Consider the following 20,065-nt stretch of genomic DNA (forward strand, 5'->3'; position numbering starts at 1 on the left):
TCTTCGAACTCGTCGACTACGGCGTCGTCGGCGACCTCTTCGAGGTCGTCCCCCAGCTCACCGCCGAGGTCGAAACCCGCAAGGGCTGACCTGCGTCAGCACCCGGCAGCACCCGGCGCCGGCCCCCCGGCCGGCGTCCGCAAGCCGTGTCCCGAGGGCCCGTCGCGATCACCGTGACGGGCCCTCGGAGTCCGCCCGTACCGCCTTCTCCAGCAGCGTGAACGACTTCGGCGCCCCGCCCGGCTGCGGCTTCCCCGCCTTGCTGCCGACGATCCGGTACCCGGCGTCCACATAGAACGCGGTGAGCCGCTCGTTCCCGGCCAGGCAGTCCAGCCGCACCCAGGTGCGGCCCGCCTCCGCCACCCGGCGCTCCGCCGCCCGCAGCAACCGCCTTCCGGTGCCCGGCACGACCCTGCTGCGGTCGACCATGAGCCGGTGCACATATCCGGCCGTCGGCGGCCGCGGCCCCCAGGCGTCCTCGTCCTCCCACCACAACTCCCAGGCCCCGACGATCCGTTCGGCGTCCTGCGCCACCCAGACCTCGCCGTCCTTCATGATCCGGCGGAAGTGGTCACCGTCCAGCTCGCCGGGCCGCCACTGGCCCGTGACGCCCCGGGCGAGCATCCAGCGGGCGGCGTCGTCGCGCAGCCGGACGAGATCGTCGAGGTCGGCCTCGACGGCGGGCCGGAGCTGAAGATCGTTCATGCCGAGATCGTCGCACGCGCGCGCGAACCCCGACGGCACCGGAACCGGGCCGCGACGGCGGCCGGTCGCAGGGGCGCCTCCACCCGGGGCGCGGTGACCTCCTCGCCCCGGCAGGCGACACGCGGCAGGAGGGTCAGCTCGACGGTCATCCGTGCAGGGTAGTCAGCCGGTCGCCCCCGTGGTGCCCCCGCCCGGGTCCCCGGCAGCTCCCGGTTCCGCGCCGCCCGTCAGTGTCCGCCACAGGAACGTGTACTTCAGCGCGTACACGTCGGCGGTCTGCGCGTTGTCGTTCGCGCCCGCGTGGCCGCCGCCCGGGGTCTCGTGGAAGTACACCTCGTGCCCCTGCTCGCGCAGCCGCGCCGCCGCCTTGCGGGCGTGGCCCGGGTGGACGCGGTCGTCGCTGGTGGAGGTGAGCAGCAGGACCGGCGGGTACGTCCGGTCGGCCCGGAAGCCGTGGTACGGGGAGATCGCCTCCAGGTGCGGGCGGTCCGCCGGGTCGTCGGGGTCGCCGTACTCGGCCGTCCAGGACGCGCCCGCGAGGAGCTTGTGGAAGCGCAGCATGTCCAGCAGCGGCCAGCCGATGACGCACGCGCCGAACAGGTCCGGGTAACGGGCGAGCATGGCCCCGGTGAGGAGGCCGCCGTTGCTGCGGCCGTCGGCGGCGAGCCGCCCGGGGGTGGTCAGGCCGCGCGCGACGAGGTCGCGGGCCACGGCGGCGAAGTCCTCGAAGGCACGCGGCCGGTCGGCCTTCAGGGCGGCCTTGTGCCAGGCGGGGCCGTACTCGCCGCCGCCCCGGATGCCCGCGAGGACGTACCGGCCGCCGCGCGCGAGCCAGCCCCGGCCGTGCAGGGCGCTGTAGCCGGGGAGGAGCGTGTGCTCGAACCCGCCGTAGCCGTGCAGGAGGGTCGGGGCCGGCTCGTCGTGGTCGGGGCCGGTGACGAAGTAGGGGACGCGGGTGCCGTCGTCGGACACCGCGAAGTACTGCCGTACGGACAGCCCCCGGGTGTCGAAGAGCGCGGGAGCCTGCTTCAGCACTTCGCTGTCACCGGTGGCGGTGTCGCCCCGGTGCAGGGCGGGCGGCTGGAGGAACCCGTCGGTCTCCAGGAAGTACTCGTCGGAGTCCGCGTCGGCGCCGACCACGCCGGCGGAGGCCAGCGGCGGGACTTCGGCGAGCGGCCGCCGCTGCCAGTCGCCGCCCCCGGCGACGGGCTCCAGCACCTCGATGCCCGTCGCGACGTCGCTGAGCGTCTCCAGGATCAGGTGGTCACGGGTCCAGGAGTACCCGGCGAGCGCGGTCCGCCCGGTCGGGGCGAACAGCACGACCGGCTCGCGCGCGCCGCCCAGGAACTCCTCGAACCGGAAGGCCAGCAGTGAGCCCGCGGGCTGCCCCAGCCACTCCGACTTGGGCGCCACCACCAGCCACTCGCGGTGCGCGTGCGCGTACGCGTCGCCCGGCACGTCGATCCGGACCCATTGCCCGTCCTGGCCCAGCACATGGGTCTCGGAGTTCCAGAAGTCGCGCTGGACGTGCAGGAAGTCGCGTACGAACCCGTCCGTCGGGTCGCGCCATGCGGACACGGAGAGGTCGTCGGCGGACACCTCGTGCACCGGCTCGGCCTCCTCGGGCGGCGTTCCGCGCCGCCAGCGGCGTACGGTGCGCGGGTAGCCGGACGCGGTGAGGGTGTCGGGGCCCAGGTCCGCGCCGAGGTAGACGGTGTCGTCGTCGATCCATCCGATACGGGTCTTGCCCTCGGGCACCCGGAACCCGTCCGGCACGAACTCCTTCGTCTCCAGGTCGAACTCGCGCACGACCACGGCATCGGAGCCGGACGGGGACAGTTGGACCAGCGCGCGCCGGAAGTCGGGGCGCCGGGCGGGCGCGCCCGCCCAGACCCAGTCGGTGCCCTCGGCCTCGGCGAGCGCGTCGACGTCGAGGAGGGTCTCCCAGGCGGGTTCGTCGGTGCGGTACGCGTCGAGCGTCGTACGCCGCCAGATGCCGCGTACGTGGTCGGCGTCCCGGCGGAAGTTGTAGAGGTGGCGGCCGCGACGCGTGACGTGGGGGATGCGCCGGGCGTCGTCGAGGACCTCGCGCAGCTCTTCCGCCAGGGCGGCGCGGGCGGGCGTGCCGAGTGCCTGTTCGGCCTCGGCGGTGCGCTCGCGTACCCAGGCGAGCGCTTCGGGACCTTCGACGTCCTCGAGCCAGAGGTAGGGGTCTTCAGTGATCACAGGGTGAGTATGCCGACCCGGCGCGGGGGCGGCCGAGGCCGGTCGCGGGGGCGGTGGACGGTTGCGGGGGTGGGGGGACGGTTGCGGGGGTGAGGGACGGTTACGGGGGTGGCAGACGGTCGCGGGGGGGGGCGGACTGCCCCGGTGGCACCGTTGCCTCCCTAAGCTGACCCACATGATGTCAGGCGTACGGAAGGTCCTGTGCGGGGCGGCCGTCGTGCTGCTGGGCGCGCCTGCCGCCTTCGGCCCGCCGGAGACGGTGCTGATCGCCGCTTCGGCCGTGGCCGCTGTGCTGACCGTCCTGCTGCCCCGGCCCGCCGGACGCGTCCCGGCGCTCGTCGCCGCCTGGTCCGCGCCGGTCCTCTCGCTGGGGGCGGACGTCCTGCACTCCGGTCGGCAGGGCATCAACCTGCTCTGGCTGCCGGTCGAGTTCACAGCCCTGCTCGTGCTCACGGCGCGGCTGGTGCGCCGGGGGACGGGCCGTTCGGTGCCGGCCGCCGTCGCCGCGCTGGCGACCGTCCTGGTGCCGCTGCGGTTCACCCTCCGCGATCCGGCCACGGAGGGCGAAGCTTCCGTGCTGTTGGCCGTGGCCGCCCTGGTGCCGGTGCTGGGCGCGGTGGGCGTCGGGCTGAGGCTGCGGTGGAGCGACGCGCGCGCCCGGCAGGTCGTGCTCGACGCCCGCAGGGAGCAACGGCTGCACATGGCGCGGATGTTGCACGACTACGTCGCCCACGAGCTGACCGGCATCCTGATGGAGGTGCAGGCGGCCCGGGTCACGCCGTACGACCCGAAGGAGTACGGGGAGTTGCTCGCCCGCCTGGAGGATTCGGGGCTGCGCGCGCTGGACCGGATGGACGAGACGCTGGCCGCCCTGCGCCGGGCCGAAGCCCCGGCACCGGACCCGCGCGCACCGGTGCGGCCGGTGCTTCCGGAGCGTCTGCACGGACTGGACGGGCTGCCCGCCCTGGTCGACCGCTTCGGAGAGTCGTCCTCCCTGCCCACCTCGCTCGATTGCGACGAGACGCTGGTGAACGCCCTGGCCCTGCACCCGGACGCCGACGAGGCGGCGTACTCGCTGGTCCTGGAGGCGCTGACGAACGTACGCCGCCATGCTTCGGGAGCTGCTGGAGTACGCGTCGCCGCGCGCCGCGAGGGATCGCTGCTGCGGGTCTCGGTCACCGACTGCGCTGACGGCAGCGCCCCACGGGGCCGGAGGGACGACGGCGGCCGGTGGGACCGTCGGGGCGGCGGCACGGGCCTGTCGGACCTGGAGCGCCGGTTCGCCTCCCTGGGAGGGGAGTTGTCGGCGGGCCCGCACGGGGACGGGTGGCGGGTGAGCGGGACGCTGCCGTTGGCGCAGAGGGCGGAGGAGTTCAGCGCTTCCGGCGTCTGAGGAGGCGTGGGGGCGGGGCGAGGGGCCGCCTCACCGGCCTTGGGCCACAGGTCGCCGCACCGGGCCCGTGGGCGGGGCGTCACCCCACCGGGCCCAGGGACCACAGATCCCCCACCGGGCCCGTGGGTCACAGATCCCCATCCGGCCCGTGGACCACAGGTCCCCACCCGGCCCGTGGACCACAGGTCCCCACCCGGCCCGTGGACCACAGGTCCCCACCCGGCCCGTGAGCCACAGGCGGCACCCCGTCCGGCACGTACGGGAAACCGGTCCGTCGATCTCTGCCGAACGGCAGATGCGCCCCGGCCCCCGCTCGGCGATTCTCGGTCCGTCGGCAGGCCCCGCGCCGCCGGACCCCATGTCGCCCCGTCCCCTGGAGCAGCCCGTGCCCACCCCTTCCCGCATCCGTGCCGTCGCCGCCTGCGCGACTCTCGCCGCCGCGCTCGCCCTCACCGGCTGCGCCGCCGCGAAGGACGCCGAACCCGAGGTCAAGACGTTTCCCGTCCCGGGGGGCTCCCTGAACGTCAAGGCGCACGGCAGTCCGGCCGACCTGGTCGCCACCGATCGCGAGGACATCCAGGTGACCCGTTGGTTCGACACCGGCTGGGGCACGGACCCCAAGAGCAGTGGGAAGCTGGAGGACGGCGTGCTGGAACTCGTCGCCGCGTGCGACGGGTTCGCCAACTGCGACGTACGGTTCCGGGTCGAGGTGCCCGAGGGCCTGAAGGTACTGCGGGACGGAAGGCCCACGGACCTCAAGGGCTCCCCGCCCCCGCGGCGGGACGGGGCCGCGCCCCACTCCCGTGTCCCCGACGCCCGCGACCGGGCCTGAGGGGAGACACGGCCGCCATGACGAACACCACGCCCAGCCCCGCGGCGCCGCCCGTGCTGGAACTCCTCGACATCACCAAGGTCCACCGGGGCGGCAAGCGCGCCGTCGACGGCCTGACGCTGCGCCTGGAGCCGGGCATGCTCGGCCTCCTCGGGCCCAATGGCGCCGGAAAGTCCTCCCTGATGCGCATCGCCGCCACCGTCACCCGCCCCACCCGGGGCCGGGTGCTCTTCCGGGACACGGACGCGGTCGCCGGGCCCGACACCCTGCGCCGCGAGCTCGGCTACCTGCCGCAGGACTTCGGCGTCTACCCGAACCTCACGTCCCGGCAGTTCCTCTCCTACCTCGCCGCGGCCAAGGGCCTGTCCGCGCGCTCGGCCCGGTCCCGTATCGACGAACTCCTCGAACTGGTCAACCTCACGGATGCGGTGAAGCGCCCGCTGGGCGCCTACTCGGGTGGGATGGTCCGCCGGGTCGGCATCGCCCAGGCGCTGCTCGCGGACCCGTCCGTGATCGTCGTGGACGAGCCGACCGCCGGCCTGGACCCCGAGGAACGCGTGCGCCTGCGCAACCTGCTCGGCGACCTGGCCGCCACCCGCGTGGTCATGCTCTCCACGCACATCGTCTCCGACGTCGAGTCGGTGGCCTCCGACATCGCGGTCGTCGCCGGGGGCAGGCTGCTGCGCCGGGCCTCGCCGGAGGAACTGCTGGCCACGGTGCGCGGCCGGGTGTGGGACGTGCTGGTCGACCCGGCCGACGTGCCGGTCGTGCAGCGGAGCCACCTGGTCAGCCGCATGATCCGGACGGACGGCGGGGTACGGGTGCGGCTGCTCACCGACGCCCCTCCGTACGCGACCGCCGAACCGGCCGCCCCGGACCTGGAGGACGCGTACCTGACGATCGTCCACGAGTCCGCGAACGCCCGCGGTCTCGGTGCGGGGGTGCGGCGATGAGCAGGCTCCTGCGCCTCGCGACCGCCGACTTCCGGGACCGGGTGCGCCGTCCGGCGTACGTGGTGATCCTGTGCGCCGCCGTTGGCCTCGGCCACCTCGCCACGCCCGGTGCGGACGCGGGCTGGGTGGTGATGCAGGTCGGCACGTACCGGGGCGAGTACAACAGCGCGTACATCGGCATGGTGGTGGCCCTGGCGAGCGCCATGTGGCTTTCGCTGGGCGGCTTCTACGTCGTACGCGATGCCATCGCCCGCGATCACGGCACGGGGGTGGGCCGTCTCCTCGCCACCACGCCCCTGCGCACGACGGCGTACCTGGCGGCGAAGTTCCTCAGCAGCGTGCTGGTCCTGGCCTCGATGCTGGGCGTACTGGTCCTGACCGCGCTGTTCATGCAGCTCGCCCGGGGCGAGGTGACGGCTGTGGACCCGGTGGCCCTGGTGTCGCCGTTCGTGCTGATCGCGCTGCCGCTGATGGCGTTCACCGCGGGAGCCGCCCTCCTCTTCGAGGCGATTCCGCTGCTGCGGGCGGGTTTCGGCAACATCGTCTGGTTCTTCGGCTGGATGTACCTCGCGGTCGGCGGCCAGTCGGGCGACGCGCCGCTCGGCGGGATCGGGGTGCACGACGTGGTGCGGTCGCTGACGCGCGACATGACCGCGCAGGGCGTCGACCTCGTGAAGGCGGGTGAGTTCAGCCTCGGCCTGACCATGATCGACGCACCGCTGACCACGTTCGTCTGGCACGGCTTCGACCCTGACGCCGGGTATCTGACCTCCCGGCTGGCGATCGTGGTCCTCGCCGTCACGCTGGCGCTGGTGCCCGCGTTGTGGTTCCCGCGCTTCGATCCGTCGCGGGGTCGGCAACTCGGGAAGCCGACGGCTTCGTTGTCCGCGGACAACACATCGACGTTGTTGTCCGCGGACAACACTTCGGCTCCGCCGCACACCACGACCACATCCGGAACATCCGCCTCCGCGTCCTTCGCCTCCGCCCCCAGAACCCCCGTCGAGCTGGGCAGTTCGACGCTCCGCCTGCTCACCGGCCAGACCCGCGTCCTGCTCCAGGGCATCCCCCGGTGGTGGTGGGGAGGCGTGGTCACCGTCACCGGGGTCTCCCCACTGGCCACCGGCACCGCGGCCCACTACCTCCTGATCCTGGCGTGGATCTGGCCCGTGCTCATCTGGTCCCGACTGGGCGCCCAGAGCCACGGGTCGGGGGTCGATTCCCTCCTCGGCGCCTACCCGTCGGCCCGCCGCCGGATCGCCGCCGAGTGGCTGGCCGGGTTCCTGCTCACCGCGGTGTCGGGCCTGGGCCCGGCGGTCCGGATGGCCGTCGGCGCGGACGGGAAGGGCCTCGTGCACTGGTCGGTCGCCGCGCTCGCCATCCCGTCCCTCGCCCTGCTCCTGGGCACGGTCAGCCACAGCCCCCGTCTGTTCCAGGTGACGTACCTGCCGCTGTGGTTCGCCACGGTCAACGGCATCGCGCCGCTGGACTACATGGGGGCCCTGCGCACCGCGGACGGGACGCCGGCCGGGATGCCCCCGCTGTTCCTGCTCACCGTGACGGCGGCGATGCTGACCCTGACCTTCCTCACGCACGCGGCCCGCCGGGCGGCGTCCTGACCGGGCGCTGCCGGTCCGCCCCCTGCCACCGTCAGCCCTCCCCCAGCACCTCGTCACGCTTCGCCACCCAGCGCAGCGAGTCCCGGATGCCGTCCTCGACAGAGAGGGTGGGCCGCCAGCCCAGCAGGTCGGCGGCGAGGGTGCTGCTCGTGTACGCGCCCGCCGTGTCCCCGGGACGCGGGCCCGCTTCGGCGACCTTCAGGGACTCGCCGGTGACCCGCTCGAAGGCGGTGACCAGTTCGCGGACCGTGGTCCCGTTCCCGGTGCCGAGGTTGACGACCCGGTACGGGTCGGTCCCGGTGACCGTGTCGAACCGGCGCAGGGCCGCCACGTGCGCCAGCGCGAGGTCCCAGACGTGGACGTAGTCGCGGATGCCCGAACCGTCGCGGGTCGGCCAGTCGGTGCCCGTGATGCGGAAGGTGCCGCCGGTGCGGTGCTTGTCGATCATCTGCCCGAGCGCGTGGCTGGGCGTGCGGAGCTGGAGGCCGGTGCGCAGCTTCGGGTCGGCGCCGATGGGGTTGAAGTAGCGCAGCGAGACCACCTTGGTGGGGCCCGCCACGGCCACGTCCGCGAGGATCGACTCGAAGACGGCCTTGGTGTTGGCGTACGGACTGAGCGTCTCGATCGGCGAGTTCTCGTCGACCCTGCCGTCCTCGGCCGCCCGGTAGATCGAGGCCGAGGACGAGAAGAGCAGCCGGGTGCACTTGTTGCGGGCCAGGTGCTGGAGGAACTCCACGCCCTTGGCCACGTTCTCCCGGTAGTAGCCGAGCGGGTCGGCCACCGAGTCAGGTACGACGATGAGCGCGGCGGCGTGCACGACCGCGTCGATGTCCGGATGCTCGGCGAAGACGCGGTCGATCAGCCCGCCGTCGCAGATGTCGCCCTCGTAGGCGGTGCGGCCCTTGGTGAACTCGGCGCGGCCCGTGACGTAGTTGTCGAGGATCACGGTGTCGATGCCGTGGTCGGCGCACGCGGAGGCGATGGTGGAGCCGATGAATCCGGCACCGCCGGCGATGAGAACCTTCATGGTCGCGATCCTTACCTGGTGGTGCTGTGCCTGGTCGAGCCGCCCCGGCGGGAACGGCGGAACCGACAGGCCGTGGCCCGTCCGGTCAGGCGGGCACTGTAACGCCGCCACGTGCCGGGCCCGGGGGCAGGGGGCGGGCGCGGTGCGGGCCGCAATGGGGCCCGTCGCATGAGCGGATCTTGATCGCCGGTGACCGCGGCTTGCGGCGTGTTGATCCGACGAACGACCAGTGGACCTCCGGCGCGCAGCCCGACGACCGGCACCGGCATGCGGCCACGCGTGATGTCAATACGACACGGTGTCGAGGCCCCCGTAGCCCATGAAGTGATCAAGGTCTTGTGGCTCGGGGGCCGCCTCCCTAGGTTGTCCAAGATCTTTTCATGTCCTGGACCCCTCCCGGACATCCGAGACGCGACGTCTGGAGTTCATATGGGCGTGAACGCGCGGGGCTTCACCACCGGCGCGGACGTGTTCGCCCCGGCCGATCCCGCTGTGCCGGGTGCGCAGCCCGGAACAGCGTGATGTTCAAGAGCTACGTGGAGCTCCTGAGGCTCCCGGGCGCGAGCGCGGCGGCGGTTCCCGCCGCGCTCGCGCGCCTGGCCACCACCATGATTCCGCTGGCGTTGCTGCTGACCCTCGTCCAGTCGGGCCACTCCCTGGCGGTCGGGGGCAGTGCGGGTGCGGCGTACGCCGTCGGCAGTGCCGTGGGAGGGCCCGTCATCGGACGGCTGATGGACCGGATCGGCCCGAGCCGGGTGCTGCTGGTCACCGGACCGGCCGCCGGTCTCGTTCTGGTTGTGACCGCGCTCTGGGCCGGGGGCGCGTCAACGGGTGCGGTGCTCGCCGCCGCGGGCGCGGCGGGCCTGACCACCGCACCGGTCGGCGCGTCGATGCGGGCGCTGTGGACCGGCCTCACAGAGGACCCGGGGCTGCGGCAGCGGGCGTACTCCTTCGAGGCGACGCTCAGCGAGCTGCTGTTCATTCTCGGGCCGACAGCCGTCACGGTGCTCGGCACAGTGCTGGGGGCGCGAGGCGCGCTGCTGGCCACAGCGGCCCTCCTGGGAGCCGGCGGGCTCGGATACGGGCAGGCGACGGCCGTACGGAAGCACGGCCCGCGACCCCGGCCCGGTGCCGCCCGGACGGAGCAGACACGGGACCGGGCCGGTGCCAGGCGGACCGCGGCCTCGGCCATGCTGGCGGCCATCGCGCTGACGGCGGCGCTGTCCAGCGGACTCGTGGTGGCGGTCACCGCGTCGCTGCAGGATCAGGGGTCGGCGCCTGAACTCGCCGGAACCCTGGTCGCCCTCCAGTCCGTCGGTAGCGTGGTCGGCGGCCTGATCTACGGTGCCCGCACCTTCGGCGGCACGACGTACCACCGGTACCTGCGGCTGCTGGTCGTGCTGGTGCTCGCCCTGGCCGTCCTGCCGGTGACGCGGCTGGCGTACGACGCCGGACTGCCGGCCGCCTGGGCGCTGGTACTCCTGGGCGCCTTGCTGGTGCTCAGCGGCCTGCCGATCGCTCCGGCCGGGGCGGAGGAGTTCCAGCTCGTCGGAGAGATGGCCGCTCAGGACAAGGCGACCCAGGCGTTCGCGGGCGTCGGCAGCGTCATCGCGATCGGCGGCGCGGCGGGCTCGGCCGTCACGGGCTTGGTCGCCGATCACCTGGGTTCGGCCGCGGCGCTCTGCCTGCCGGCCGTCTTCACGCTCGCCGCTCTCCTGGTGAGCCTGGCAGCCCGCAAACCGATCATCCGAGCCGTTGCCGCCCCCGAGGTGGAGCACACCGAACCGCCGGCCTCGACTTCGCCGGCCCCGAACAAGGGAGAACCACACTCATGAGCACCGAACCCGGCGTACTCGCCGTCGTCGAGAGCCAGTTGTCGAACTTCGGGCTGACACCGTTGCGCGCGGCCCACGAACTCGGCTTCCACACCGTGCTGGTGAGCAACGACCCGGACCGCTACCGCGTGGTCGGCATCGCCGAGGAGGTCTTCGCCAAGCACATCGACCAGATCGTCCGGGCGGACACCAACTCCGTGGAGGCGGTCGTCGATGCCTTGCGGCCGTTCCATACCGAGGGCCGGCTGCGGGGCGTGATGACGGTCACCGATTACCACATCCCCGTCGTGGCCGAGGTCGCGTCCCGCTTCGGCCTGCCGGACCTCTCCCCGCAGGCCGCCCGCGCATGCCGGGACAAGCTGCTGACGCGGTACGCCTGCGCGGAGGCCGGTGTCGCGGCGCCGGGCTTCCACCAGGCCACGAGCGAGCAGGAGGCCCTCGACGCCGCGGACCGGTTCGGATACCCGTGCGTGGTGAAGCCGATGACCGAGTCGGCCGGCATCGGCGTCACCCTGTGCCGCACGCAGGACGAGGTCCTCGCGGCCTACCGCGACATCAGCTCGTCGCCGACCGACTTCCGCGGCCAGCCCCGGCGCCCCGGCGCACTCGTGGAGGAATACCTCCTGGGCTTCGAAGTGAGTGTCGAATCCGTTCTGGTGAACGGCGAACGCCGCGTCCTGGGCGTCACCGACAAGGCACTCGGCGCCCACCCGTACTTCGTGGAAATGGGCGACACCTTTCCGTCGATGCTGTCCGCGCCGGTGCGTGAACAGTGCACCGAGCTGGCGTGCCGGGCGCTGGAAGCGGTCGGACACGACTTCGGCGCCGCACACGTCGAGGTGAAGGTGACCGCCAAGGGCCCCCGCATCGTCGAGATCAACGGCCGCATGCCCGGCGCGGAGATCACTCAGCTCATCCGCGAGGCGACAGGCGTCTACCTCCAGCGCGAGGTGGTCAGGCTCCACACGGGGCAGCCCGCCGATCTCACGGCGACCCGCGACCGGGCCGCTGCCTCCCGCTACCTGGCCGCCCGCACCTCCGGCACTCTGACCGGGATCGGCGGCAGCGACCTGGCGCTGCGCGTTCCCGGCGTGGTGGACGTGGACCTGGAGGCCGCCCCCGGGGACCGGGTCCGCCCGGCCGAGAACAACCTCGATCTGCTGGGCTACGTCGTCGCGGTCGGCGACACCACCGGCGACGCGGTGCGCAGGGCGGAGGCGGCTCTGGGCCAGCTCACCCCGGTGATCGACCCCGTCGGCCCGGCGGCCTCCGTGCCCGGGAACGACCGATGAGCGCCGCGCCCGGGGCGGGCCGCCCCGCGACGGTTCGCGTGGCCGTCCACCGAAGCCTCGATGAGGCGGACACGGGACGGTGGGACGCGCTGCTCGGACCCCGCGGCTTCTACGCCGCGACCCCCTGGCTGCGGCACGCCGAGGGCACCGCCGCCACGCCCCCGTACTACTTCACCGCGTTCGACGGCCCCGAACCGGTCGGTGTCCTGCCCGGCTACCCGCTGGAGCACGGCACGCCGTTCGTCTTCTGCAGTCCGGGCCGGGTCGTCGACTCCATTCACCGGAGCGCGACCGGGGAGGACGCCCCCTGGACGGCCGAACTGCTGCCGGCTCTGGCCTGCGGGGGCCGCAACCCCTCCCACACCAAGGCGGGGGTGCACGCCGGCCTGGACCGGGCCCGGCAGCACGAGACGCTCGCGGCCCTGGTGCAGGCCGCGGAACGGGAAGCATGGGCGGCGGACCTGCAGGCCGTGTCGTTCCTGTACGTCGACGAGGACGACGACCTCCTGCGCGGCGTCCTCACGGAACAGCAGTACGTCGCGCTGCCCGGCCAGACCGCGTACTCCCTGCCGGTCCCGGACGACGGCTCCTTCGACACCTACCTGGCGAGGTTCGAGCAGCGACGCCGGGTGAAGATCAAGCGGGAGCTGCGTGCGCTGGACGAGGCCGGGGTCACCTACCTCACGCAGCCGCTCACCGCGGACATCATCGAGCAACTGGCCCCGCTGGAACTGGCGCTCTACGCCAAACACGGCACCCCGGCCGACGCGGACGCCTTCAAGGCGGTCCTGCACAGCATCGCCGACCGGGCGGGCCCCGCGGCACGCGTCACCACCGCGTACCTCGACGGACACCTGACGGGCTTCGTCCTCACGTTCACCCACCGGGGCGAGATGTACGCCCGCCAAGCCGGATTCGACTACGCGGCACAGGGCAAGCTGCCGCTCTACTTCGGCCTGGTCTACTACGAATTGCTCCGGACAGCGCTCGCCGAGGGTCTTTCGCAGATCCACTACTCCACCGGGTCGGACCGGGTGAAGCTGTCGCGCGGCTGCACACCGCGGCGACAGTTCGCCTACGTCAAGGCCCGCCGCGCCGAACACGGGGAACGGCTGTCCCACCTCGCACAGCACTGGTCCAGCTCCTGAAGGGGATGCGGGGCTCCGGCGCCTCCGGGTCCCGTACTCCCGCGCCGCCCGAGGACGGCGGCGCAGGGCCGCACGCGTTCCTCGACTCCCGCACAGTGGCGTCCCGGTCGGGGCACGGACGGCCCCGCGAGAGACCCGGCCGGGTGCGGGCCGACAAGGCAAGACCGACTGCCGCGAGCGGCAAGCCGCCGAGTGCGGGACCGATCGTCCCAGGCGCGACCGAACCGCACGACGCGATACGACGAACTCGCCGTCCGCCACGCGGCGCCCCTGCTGGTCGCAGTCCTCGACGAGCGGCCGCGACCAGCACTTTCCCGACCCTCAGGACAGCAACTGCGTGAGGCGCGCGAGGTCGTCGTGCACGGACTCCTGTTCCTCCGCGGTGAGATGGACTGCCTTGGCCGCGGCAAGCGCGGACGCCGCGGCCTCCTCGTCGCCGAGACGGGTGGCGACGTCAGCACGCAGCACCAGAAGACGCAGCAGTTGCACGGGCGTGGGCCGCTCGTCCCGTGGGCGCAGCGCCCGGTCGATGATCTTCGCGGCGCCCGTCAGGTCCTCCCTGGAGTCGGCGAGGAGGGAAGCCTGGTGCACCGCCCGGTCGAAGGTCTCCCTGGGCACGGGGCGGTGATGCTGGTCGTCGCTCATCTGCTGCCCGAAACGGATGCAGTTGCCGCCCGGATCGGTCATGAGGAACTGCCGCACGCCGTGTGACGTGTCCTTCAGCGACCCGATCCGCGGCAGCCCACGGACCGGTACTCGCCCGTGCGCCGCCTTCAGCCGGGCCCGAAAGGTCTCGTGCAGTCCGTCGATGTCATCGGTCTGGACGATGCAGGTACTGAACGACTCGGTCGGCTCGTAGTCCTTCATCCCGAAGAAGTGGAGCTGTATGCCGCCGAGCGCGACGGCTGCGTACACATTGGGACTCTTCTGCTGGAAGGTCACCTCGAACCCAAGGGTCGTGTAGAAGTCGAGAACGGGTTGGATGGTCCGACACGGCAGGATCGGAATCGTCTTCTCGCTCATGCTGGCCAATCTAGTCACAGCGAAGAGAGGGCTGAGGGGTAAATCAGTGATGCGCTGCTGAGGGGCCCGCGAAGGCCGCACATCGATCACACGTCGGTGGGCGGTTGGCTCTCCCACCGTGGAAACTCATCCGCCACTGGTCCGGCATCGGGGTGGTGCGACCGGCCTCGCGGACTTCGGCCGGTTACCGGGTCTGCGGCACTCTCAAGGGCTGACCCAGCCTGGAACTGCACGGCGGCCGGACTTTCGGCAGTGTCGCCGTCCGCGTGACCCGGCGCGTAATCGCCATGGCCGCAGCGATCCGGCACAACCACAGGACCGTCGCATCGACCATGCGGTCGTTCATCCTGTGCGGCCACTGAATACTTGGGAATGACTCGTCCGGAGCATGCACCACATGACCGGCACACCCGTGTGCGACGTCCTCACCGGCACACCACCGAACCGGTGGCGGTCGGGTCAGGGAGCGGCGACCACAGCCGACCCGAGCGCGGCCCCTGTCCGGTTGTCCCTCGTCGTGACGGAATCGCGCGAACTGACCGCCGCCCCGGCACCAGTTCTTATGGCGCGCCCGGCCTCGTACCGCACTACCATCACCAGCTTCACCGACCGCTGGAGAGCACCCATGGCCATGCCGCAGCCCTCACCCCCACCTCGCATCGGGGTCGTCGTCGTCACGATGGGCAACCGTCCCCGGGAGCTGGCCTCCCTGCTGGCCTCGGTCGAGCGGCAGTCGGTGCCGGCGGTGCGTACCGTGCTGGTCGGCAGCGCGACGCCGCTGACGGACGTTCCGTACGACATCACGAAGATTCCCCTCGCGGAGAACCCCGGTTGTCCCGGCGCACGCAACGCAGGGCTGCGCGTGCTGCTCGACTCCGGGGAGGTGGACGTCGTCGTCGAGCTGGACGACGACGGACTTCTGGTCGCCGACGACGTGTTCGCCACCGTGCAGCGGCTCCACGCGTCCGATCCGACGCTGGGCATCGTCTCGTTCCGGATCGCGGACGGGCACGGCGAGACCCAGCGCCGGCACGTGCCGCGCCTGCGCGCTGCCGACCCCATGCGGCGCGGCCTGGTCACGAGCTTCCTGGGCGGCGGCCATTCCCTCTCCGTGCCGATGCTGCGGCAGACCGGGCTCTGGGCGGGCGAATTCCGCTTCGGGCACGAGGAGTCCGACCTCGCGTGGCGGGCGCTCGACCAGGGCTGGAAGATCCTCTACGAACCCGGGCTGGTGCTCCAACACCCAAAGACCTCCCCCGCCCGGCACGCCGTCCACTACCGCTTCACCGCCCGCAACCGCGTCTGGATCGCCCGCCGCAGACTCCCCCTTCCCTTGATCCCCGTCTATGTGGCCGTCTGGATCACGCTCACCCTGGCCCGTATCCGCTCCCTCTCCGGGCTACGGGCCTGGAGCGCCGGCTTCCTGGAAGGCATCCGCACCCCGTGCGGCGAACGCGCCCCGATGCGGTGGCGCACGGCGGCCCGCATGACCCGTCTGGGACGCCCGCCGATCATTTGAACCGACATGCGCGGGAGGCGGTCCCGGGTTCGCCCCTGCTCGGTGACGACATGACAGCGAGAAGGCCCGGCTGCGCGCCCCGGGTGTCACCGAACCCGCCTGGTGCCACCGCGTAGATTGGGTGATCATCCGCCGCCGCCCGAGGAGCCCCGTGTCCACGAACCTGTCCGTCGCGCCGACACCGTCCGCGCCCGCGCTGACGCTTCGCCCGTGGCGGGACGAGGACGCGCCGGGCCTCGTCGCGGCACATCGGGACCCCCTCCTGACCCGCTGGCTGGCACACCACCTGGCCGACGAGGCGCAGGCTCTTCGCTGGATCGGGGAGCAGACCGAAGGGCGCGCGGCAGGCGCCCGGTTCAGCTTCGCCATGGTGGAGGAGGGGTGCACGGTCGGGCACATCACCGTCAAGCGGGCGAAGGCCGCGGGCTCGGCCGAGGTCGGCTACTGGACGGCGGGCAGCGCCAGGGGGCGTGGCATCGCCCCCCGCGCCCTGGACGTGCTGTCCCGGTGGGCACTCGGACCGGAATGCCCCCTTCCGGTGACGCGGCTCGAGCTGCTGCACGCCGTCGGCAACGAAGGCTCCTGCCGGGTGGCCCTGAAGTGCGGGTACGCCCTGGAAGCCGTCCTTCCGCCGCTGCCGCCCTCCCGCCCCGGCAAGGGGCATCTGCACGTGCGGGAGGGGTGACGAAAGTCGGAGCGACGTGGACCCGGGCCCGGGGCAGCACCCGGGCCTAGGGCAGCAGTTGGCGGAGCATCTTCTCGTACGCGTCCGCCGTCGGCGGCTCGTCCGCGAGCAGCCCCTGGAGCAGCAGGCCGTCGTAGGCGTGCGCGAAGAGGTCGACCCGCAGGGGGTCGTCGGTGAGCCGGCGGGCGAAGGTGCGCAGGGCCTCGGCCCAGCGGCGGTTGGGGCCGCGCAGTTCGGGACGGCGGGCGGCGCGCAGGCAGAGCTCGAACTCGGCGTGCAGGCGGCCGCGGTCCGCGACGCACTCGGCCATCAGGGCGGCCAGCGCCCGGTGCCGGTTGTCGTCGGGGCCTTCGGCGAGGGCGACGATCCGGTCGGCGTCCTCGTTCGTGCTGGTGGCCAGGGCCTCGTTGAGCAGGGCGTCGATGGACTCGAAGTAGTAGGTGCTCGCGGTGGACGGCAGTCCGGCCTCGCGGGCGACGGTGCGGTGGGTGACCCCGGAGGCGCCGTCGCGTTCGACGACACGCAGGGTCGCCTCGATCAGCGCGCGGCGTCGGCGTTCTCCCTTGAGCCGGCGTCCGTCGGTGATGGGCACGCCCTCGGCGACCGACTTGCCCGCTCCGGACGGCGCACCCGCGCCGGCCGATGCGCCCGCTCGGGACAGCGCGCTCGCTCCCGTCGGTGCGCCCGCTCCGGACGGTGCGCCCACCGGAGACGACGCACCTGCTCCGGTCGGTGCGCTCGCGCGGGACGACGCGCCCGACCCGCCCGGCGTCTCCGCCCCGGCACACGCACTCGCTCCGGACGGTGCCATCGCTCCGGACGACGTCGACCCGGCCACGCCCGACGGCTCAGTCACCGTCGTCGACGTGGTCGCCTCCTGCGACACACGTACTGCCTTCGGCTCGCTCACGGTACGGTCGGCTCCTGTCCGGGACGGGTCACCGCGACCCTACCCGGCCCGCGGCCGGCCCTTCCCGGAGGTCAGCGGCACTCCGCGGGCTGCCGCACCCCGGCCGAAGCCTCCAGCGCCGCTCCCCGCTCCCCCGCCCGGCGCAGTTCCGTCGTCACCCGACGGACGCCGCCCAGCGCGAGCAGCAGTGCCAGTGCGCCGAAGCCGAGCGCCACCGCGAAGCCCGCCCCGATTCCGTACGCGTCCACGACCTGCCCGGACAACGCCGCGCCGAGCGCGATCCCGATGTTCAGCCCCGCGATCATCCAGGTCATGCCCTCGGTGAGGCGGGCCGCCGGGGTCACCTGCTCGACGATGCCCATCATCATCACCGCGGTCGGCGCGAAGAACACGCCCGCGAAGAACACCGTCACCGCCAGCGCCCCCACGCTGTTCACGAACAGGAACGGCACCGTGGTGACCGCCATGCCGATGACGCCGACGAGCATCATGCGCGGCAGCGGCGCTTTCCACTGCCGCGCCCCGAAGGTCAGTCCGGAGAGGGCCGATCCGACGGCGTACAGGGTGAAGACGATGCCCGCGGACCCCTTCTGGCCGTTCGCCTGGGCGAAGGCGAGCGCCATCGTGTCGACGGTCCCGACGATCGCCCCGCCGAACAGCAGGATCAGCGCCAGGATCACCACCGTCGGCGACCGCAGCACGGACCGCCGCTCGGCGCCGTCGGCCGACCGCGGCCGGACGGCGGGTTCCGTCGCCTTCTGCGGTACGAACAGGAGCACCCCGACCAGCAGGAGCACCAGCGCCACCACCGGCCCCGCCTCGGGAAACAGGCTCGTGCCGAGCATCACCGCGAAGGCGGGCCCGACGATGTACGTGAGTTCGTCGACGACCGCTTCGAGGGAGTAGGCGACGTTCAGCCGCGGCGTCCCCCGGTAGATCTCCGTCCAGCGGGCCCGCACCATCGCCCCCATGCTGGGCATGAACCCGGCGAGGAACGCCAGCACGAACAGGCTCCAGACGGGGGCGTCGTACGTCGCGCAGAGCACCAGTCCGCCCAGTGCCGCCACGCTGATCCCGGTCGCGGGCAGCAGCACGCGCCCCTGGCCGAGCCGGTCGACGAGGCGGGAGGTCTGCGGGGCGATCAGGGCCATGGACAGGGTGAACGTTCCCGCGACGGCGCCCGCGAGCGCGTACGCGCCGCGGAGTTCGGAGAGCATCGTCAGGATGCCCATGTGGGTGATGGGCAGCGGCAGCCGGGCGAGCAGTCCCGCGGCGGAGAACGCCTTGGTCCCGCGCGCGGAGAAGAGTTCGGCGTACGGATTGGCCATGTGCGACCCCCTGTTCCGGTTCCGGGAGGAAGACGCGGACCCTCTCCTCACCGAAACAACTTGAACGATTGACCCACTTTCTATCACGCCCCGGCGACACGCCGGATCCGGAAGCCGCAACGACGGCCCCCGGGCACGGAGTTGCCCCCCAGGGCCCGGGGCCACCAAAAGCGGATCAGTAAGGTAATAACGCCGCCGGTCCCGGTGGCTCACGACCGACGAGAAGCCATGAGCCCCAGATGACACAGACGGCGACCGCCACCGTCCTCCCGGCCACCAGACCCGTCCCGGCCCCGCGCCTTCCCGGCGTGGACGTGGCACGCGCCCTCGCGGTGCTCGCCATGTTCGCGGCGCACGTCGGCCCCTACGCGGAGCCCTCGGGGGCGGGTTACCTCATGATCGCTGCGGACGGCCGGGCACCCGCCGTCTTCACCCTGATCGCGGGCTTCTCGCTGGCCCTGGCGCACGGCGGCCGCCGACCCCGCCCCGCCGCGGGCGGCTTCAGAGCCGTCGCGCTGCGCTGCGCGGTGCTGGCCGCGCTGGGCCTGGCCCTGACCGCCCCGGGCCGGGGCGTCTTCGTCATCCTCACCTTCTACGCGGTCTACTTCCTGGCCGCGGAGCCGTTCACCCGGCTGCGCACCGCCCCGCTGGCAGCCCTCGCGGCAGGCGGCGTCGTGGCGGGCCCGCTCCTCTCGTACGTCCTCGGCCCGTTCACCGGCCACTTCGCCGCCGGGCGCGGCGGCATCCCCCGGCCCCAGGACCTGACCAGCGGCTCCGGCGTCCTGGACTTCCTCGACAAGCTGCTGATCAGCGGCGCGTACCCGTTCCTCACCTACTTCCCGTACGTCGTCGTGGGCCTGGCGCTCGGCAGGCTCGTGGACGTGCACCTGCGCCGGTCGGCCGTCCGGCTGGTGCTCTGGGGGGCGTCGACCGCGGTCGTCGGATACGGAACGTCCTGGCTCGCGGTGGAACACGGCGGCGGCCGGCGGGCGCTCCTCGCGGCCGTCGCCCGCCACCACGCGTGGGCGACGGACCGGGCCGACCCGGTGCGGTCCGTCCTCGGCAGCCAGTACGGGGCGATTCCGTCGAGCGACTGGCACTGGCTGCTGCTCTCCGGGCCGTACAGCCAGACCCCGTTCGAGACCCTGGGCAACGCGGGCGTCGGGGCGGCCCTGATCGGGCTGTGCCTGCTGGCGTGCCGCAGCCGTCGGACGACCGCCCTGCTGAATCCTTTCGCCGTGCTGGGCACCATGGCACTGTCGGTCTACACCCTCCACGCCCTCGCGCTCGCGACCTTCGCGAGCGGCGCGCGGGGGTGGGGCCCGCTGCTGTGGTTCAGCGCGGTGTCGGTGGCGGGCTGCTGGGCCTGGCAGCGCTGCTTCGCCGGCACCGCGCTGCGCTACGGGCCACTGGAGTCGGGGCTGCGGGCCCTGACCCGTACGACGACGACGGCTACGGCGCCGGGCCGGACTACGACGCCCTCGGCCGGCACCGCTACGGAGACGACCGTGCGGCCCGGCCCGCCGCCCGCACCATGAGACGCAGGCACGCCTCCGGGTAGGGACTCCAG

General features: G+C 72.9%; 16 protein-coding genes and 1 pseudogene. 10 read left to right on the forward strand and 7 right to left on the reverse strand.

Features of this window, described 5'->3' with window-relative positions:
- Positions 1–168: 168 nt before the first annotated feature.
- From ACIP93_RS26970 to ACIP93_RS26980, 3 genes and pseudogenes are all read right to left on the reverse strand, one after another.
- Positions 169–705: a GNAT family N-acetyltransferase gene (locus ACIP93_RS26970; protein ID WP_401762426.1), complete on the reverse strand. Its 537-nt coding sequence runs from the start codon at positions 703–705 to the stop codon at positions 169–171.
- On the reverse strand, positions 702–854 hold the full coding sequence (locus ACIP93_RS26975; protein WP_401762429.1) for a hypothetical protein: 153 nt from the start codon (positions 852–854) through the stop codon (positions 702–704). Before ACIP93_RS26975 ends, ACIP93_RS26970 begins: the two co-directional genes overlap by 4 nt.
- A gap of 13 nt (positions 855–867) precedes the next feature.
- Positions 868–2,940: pseudogene (locus tag ACIP93_RS26980) on the reverse strand (prolyl oligopeptidase family protein); the annotation flags it as partial.
- Between the two features lie 166 nt (positions 2,941–3,106).
- On the opposite strand from ACIP93_RS26980, the gene ACIP93_RS26985 reads away from it, so the two are divergent.
- From ACIP93_RS26985 to ACIP93_RS27000, 4 genes are all read left to right on the forward strand, one after another.
- Positions 3,107–4,324, forward strand: a complete 1,218-nt coding sequence (locus tag ACIP93_RS26985) for a sensor histidine kinase (RefSeq protein ID WP_401762431.1) — start codon at positions 3,107–3,109, stop codon at positions 4,322–4,324.
- 385 nt (positions 4,325–4,709) lie between these two features.
- Positions 4,710–5,156, forward strand: coding sequence for a hypothetical protein (locus ACIP93_RS26990; RefSeq protein WP_401762434.1), 447 nt, complete (start codon positions 4,710–4,712; stop codon positions 5,154–5,156).
- A 53-nt stretch (positions 5,157–5,209) separates the two neighbouring features.
- Entirely contained in the window at positions 5,210–6,109 is a 900-nt protein-coding gene (locus ACIP93_RS26995; protein WP_401762966.1) for an ABC transporter ATP-binding protein, read from the forward strand.
- On the forward strand, positions 6,106–7,728 hold the full coding sequence (locus ACIP93_RS27000) for an ABC transporter permease (RefSeq protein ID WP_401762437.1): 1,623 nt from the start codon (positions 6,106–6,108) through the stop codon (positions 7,726–7,728). Before ACIP93_RS26995 ends, ACIP93_RS27000 begins: the two co-directional genes overlap by 4 nt.
- 31 nt (positions 7,729–7,759) lie before the next feature.
- On the opposite strand, the gene galE is transcribed toward ACIP93_RS27000, so the two are convergent.
- A complete protein-coding gene (gene galE, locus ACIP93_RS27005; protein WP_401762440.1) occupies positions 7,760–8,755 on the reverse strand; it encodes a UDP-glucose 4-epimerase GalE in 996 nt (331 codons plus the stop codon).
- A 521-nt stretch (positions 8,756–9,276) separates the two neighbouring features.
- Between galE and ACIP93_RS27010 the strand changes: the two genes are divergently transcribed.
- Genes ACIP93_RS27010 through ACIP93_RS27020 form a run of 3 tightly spaced genes read left to right on the forward strand, consistent with a single transcriptional unit; the run spans position 9,277 to position 13,030 of the window.
- Positions 9,277–10,590, forward strand: coding sequence for an MFS transporter (locus tag ACIP93_RS27010; protein WP_401762442.1), 1,314 nt, complete (start codon positions 9,277–9,279; stop codon positions 10,588–10,590).
- Positions 10,587–11,882 carry an ATP-grasp domain-containing protein gene (locus ACIP93_RS27015; protein WP_401762445.1) on the forward strand — a complete coding sequence of 432 codons (1,296 nt, stop codon included), beginning with the start codon at positions 10,587–10,589 and terminating at the stop codon, positions 11,880–11,882. Before ACIP93_RS27010 ends, ACIP93_RS27015 begins: the two co-directional genes overlap by 4 nt.
- Complete coding sequence (locus ACIP93_RS27020; RefSeq protein ID WP_401762447.1) at positions 11,879–13,030, forward strand: GNAT family N-acetyltransferase; 1,152 nt, start codon at positions 11,879–11,881, stop codon at positions 13,028–13,030. The genes ACIP93_RS27015 and ACIP93_RS27020 overlap by 4 nt, the downstream gene beginning before the upstream one ends.
- Before the next feature lie 321 nt (positions 13,031–13,351).
- On the opposite strand, the gene ACIP93_RS27025 is transcribed toward ACIP93_RS27020, so the two are convergent.
- Complete coding sequence (locus tag ACIP93_RS27025; RefSeq protein ID WP_401762450.1) at positions 13,352–14,053, reverse strand: bleomycin resistance protein; 702 nt, start codon at positions 14,051–14,053, stop codon at positions 13,352–13,354.
- A gap of 631 nt (positions 14,054–14,684) precedes the next feature.
- Between ACIP93_RS27025 and ACIP93_RS27030 the strand changes: the two genes are divergently transcribed.
- Together ACIP93_RS27030 and ACIP93_RS27035 are read left to right on the forward strand one after the other, a co-directional pair.
- Positions 14,685–15,572, forward strand: a complete 888-nt coding sequence (locus tag ACIP93_RS27030; RefSeq protein WP_401762968.1) for a glycosyltransferase family 2 protein — start codon at positions 14,685–14,687, stop codon at positions 15,570–15,572.
- A gap of 151 nt (positions 15,573–15,723) precedes the next feature.
- Positions 15,724–16,257 carry a GNAT family N-acetyltransferase gene (locus tag ACIP93_RS27035; RefSeq protein WP_401762452.1) on the forward strand — a complete coding sequence of 178 codons (534 nt, stop codon included), beginning with the start codon at positions 15,724–15,726 and terminating at the stop codon, positions 16,255–16,257.
- Between the two features lie 46 nt (positions 16,258–16,303).
- Here ACIP93_RS27035 and ACIP93_RS27040 read toward each other — a convergent pair whose 3' ends face one another.
- Together ACIP93_RS27040 and ACIP93_RS27045 are read right to left on the reverse strand one after the other, a co-directional pair.
- On the reverse strand, positions 16,304–16,963 hold the full coding sequence (locus ACIP93_RS27040) for a TetR/AcrR family transcriptional regulator (RefSeq protein ID WP_401762454.1): 660 nt from the start codon (positions 16,961–16,963) through the stop codon (positions 16,304–16,306).
- 275 nt (positions 16,964–17,238) lie between these two features.
- Positions 17,239–18,495, reverse strand: coding sequence for an MFS transporter (locus ACIP93_RS27045; RefSeq protein WP_401762456.1), 1,257 nt, complete (start codon positions 18,493–18,495; stop codon positions 17,239–17,241).
- A gap of 239 nt (positions 18,496–18,734) precedes the next feature.
- Here ACIP93_RS27045 and ACIP93_RS27050 point away from each other — a divergent pair, with 239 nt between their 5' ends.
- Positions 18,735–20,033, forward strand: a complete 1,299-nt coding sequence (locus tag ACIP93_RS27050; protein WP_401762459.1) for a DUF418 domain-containing protein — start codon at positions 18,735–18,737, stop codon at positions 20,031–20,033.
- Positions 20,034–20,065 lie beyond the last annotated feature (32 nt).

Origin of the sequence: Streptomyces sp. NPDC088745 (assembly GCF_044751045.1) — a bacterium.
Lineage (GTDB): Bacteria > Actinomycetota > Actinomycetes > Streptomycetales > Streptomycetaceae > Streptomyces > Streptomyces cremeus.

Coding starts and splice junctions, on each gene's coding strand:
- ACIP93_RS26970 (WP_401762426.1), bottom strand. CDS start 705: ATGAACGATCTTCAGCTCCGGCCCGCCGTCGAGGCCGACCTCGACGAT.
- ACIP93_RS26975 (WP_401762429.1), bottom strand. CDS start 854: ATGACCGTCGAGCTGACCCTCCTGCCGCGTGTCGCCTGCCGGGGCGAG.
- ACIP93_RS26985 (WP_401762431.1), top strand. CDS start 3,107: ATGATGTCAGGCGTACGGAAGGTCCTGTGCGGGGCGGCCGTCGTGCTG.
- ACIP93_RS27000 (WP_401762437.1), top strand. CDS start 6,106: ATGAGCAGGCTCCTGCGCCTCGCGACCGCCGACTTCCGGGACCGGGTG.
- galE (WP_401762440.1), bottom strand. CDS start 8,755: ATGAAGGTTCTCATCGCCGGCGGTGCCGGATTCATCGGCTCCACCATC.
- ACIP93_RS27010 (WP_401762442.1), top strand. CDS start 9,277: ATGTTCAAGAGCTACGTGGAGCTCCTGAGGCTCCCGGGCGCGAGCGCG.
- ACIP93_RS27015 (WP_401762445.1), top strand. CDS start 10,587: ATGAGCACCGAACCCGGCGTACTCGCCGTCGTCGAGAGCCAGTTGTCG.
- ACIP93_RS27020 (WP_401762447.1), top strand. CDS start 11,879: ATGAGCGCCGCGCCCGGGGCGGGCCGCCCCGCGACGGTTCGCGTGGCC.
- ACIP93_RS27025 (WP_401762450.1), bottom strand. CDS start 14,053: ATGAGCGAGAAGACGATTCCGATCCTGCCGTGTCGGACCATCCAACCC.
- ACIP93_RS27030 (WP_401762968.1), top strand. CDS start 14,685: ATGCCGCAGCCCTCACCCCCACCTCGCATCGGGGTCGTCGTCGTCACG.
- ACIP93_RS27045 (WP_401762456.1), bottom strand. CDS start 18,495: ATGGCCAATCCGTACGCCGAACTCTTCTCCGCGCGCGGGACCAAGGCG.
- ACIP93_RS27050 (WP_401762459.1), top strand. CDS start 18,735: ATGACACAGACGGCGACCGCCACCGTCCTCCCGGCCACCAGACCCGTC.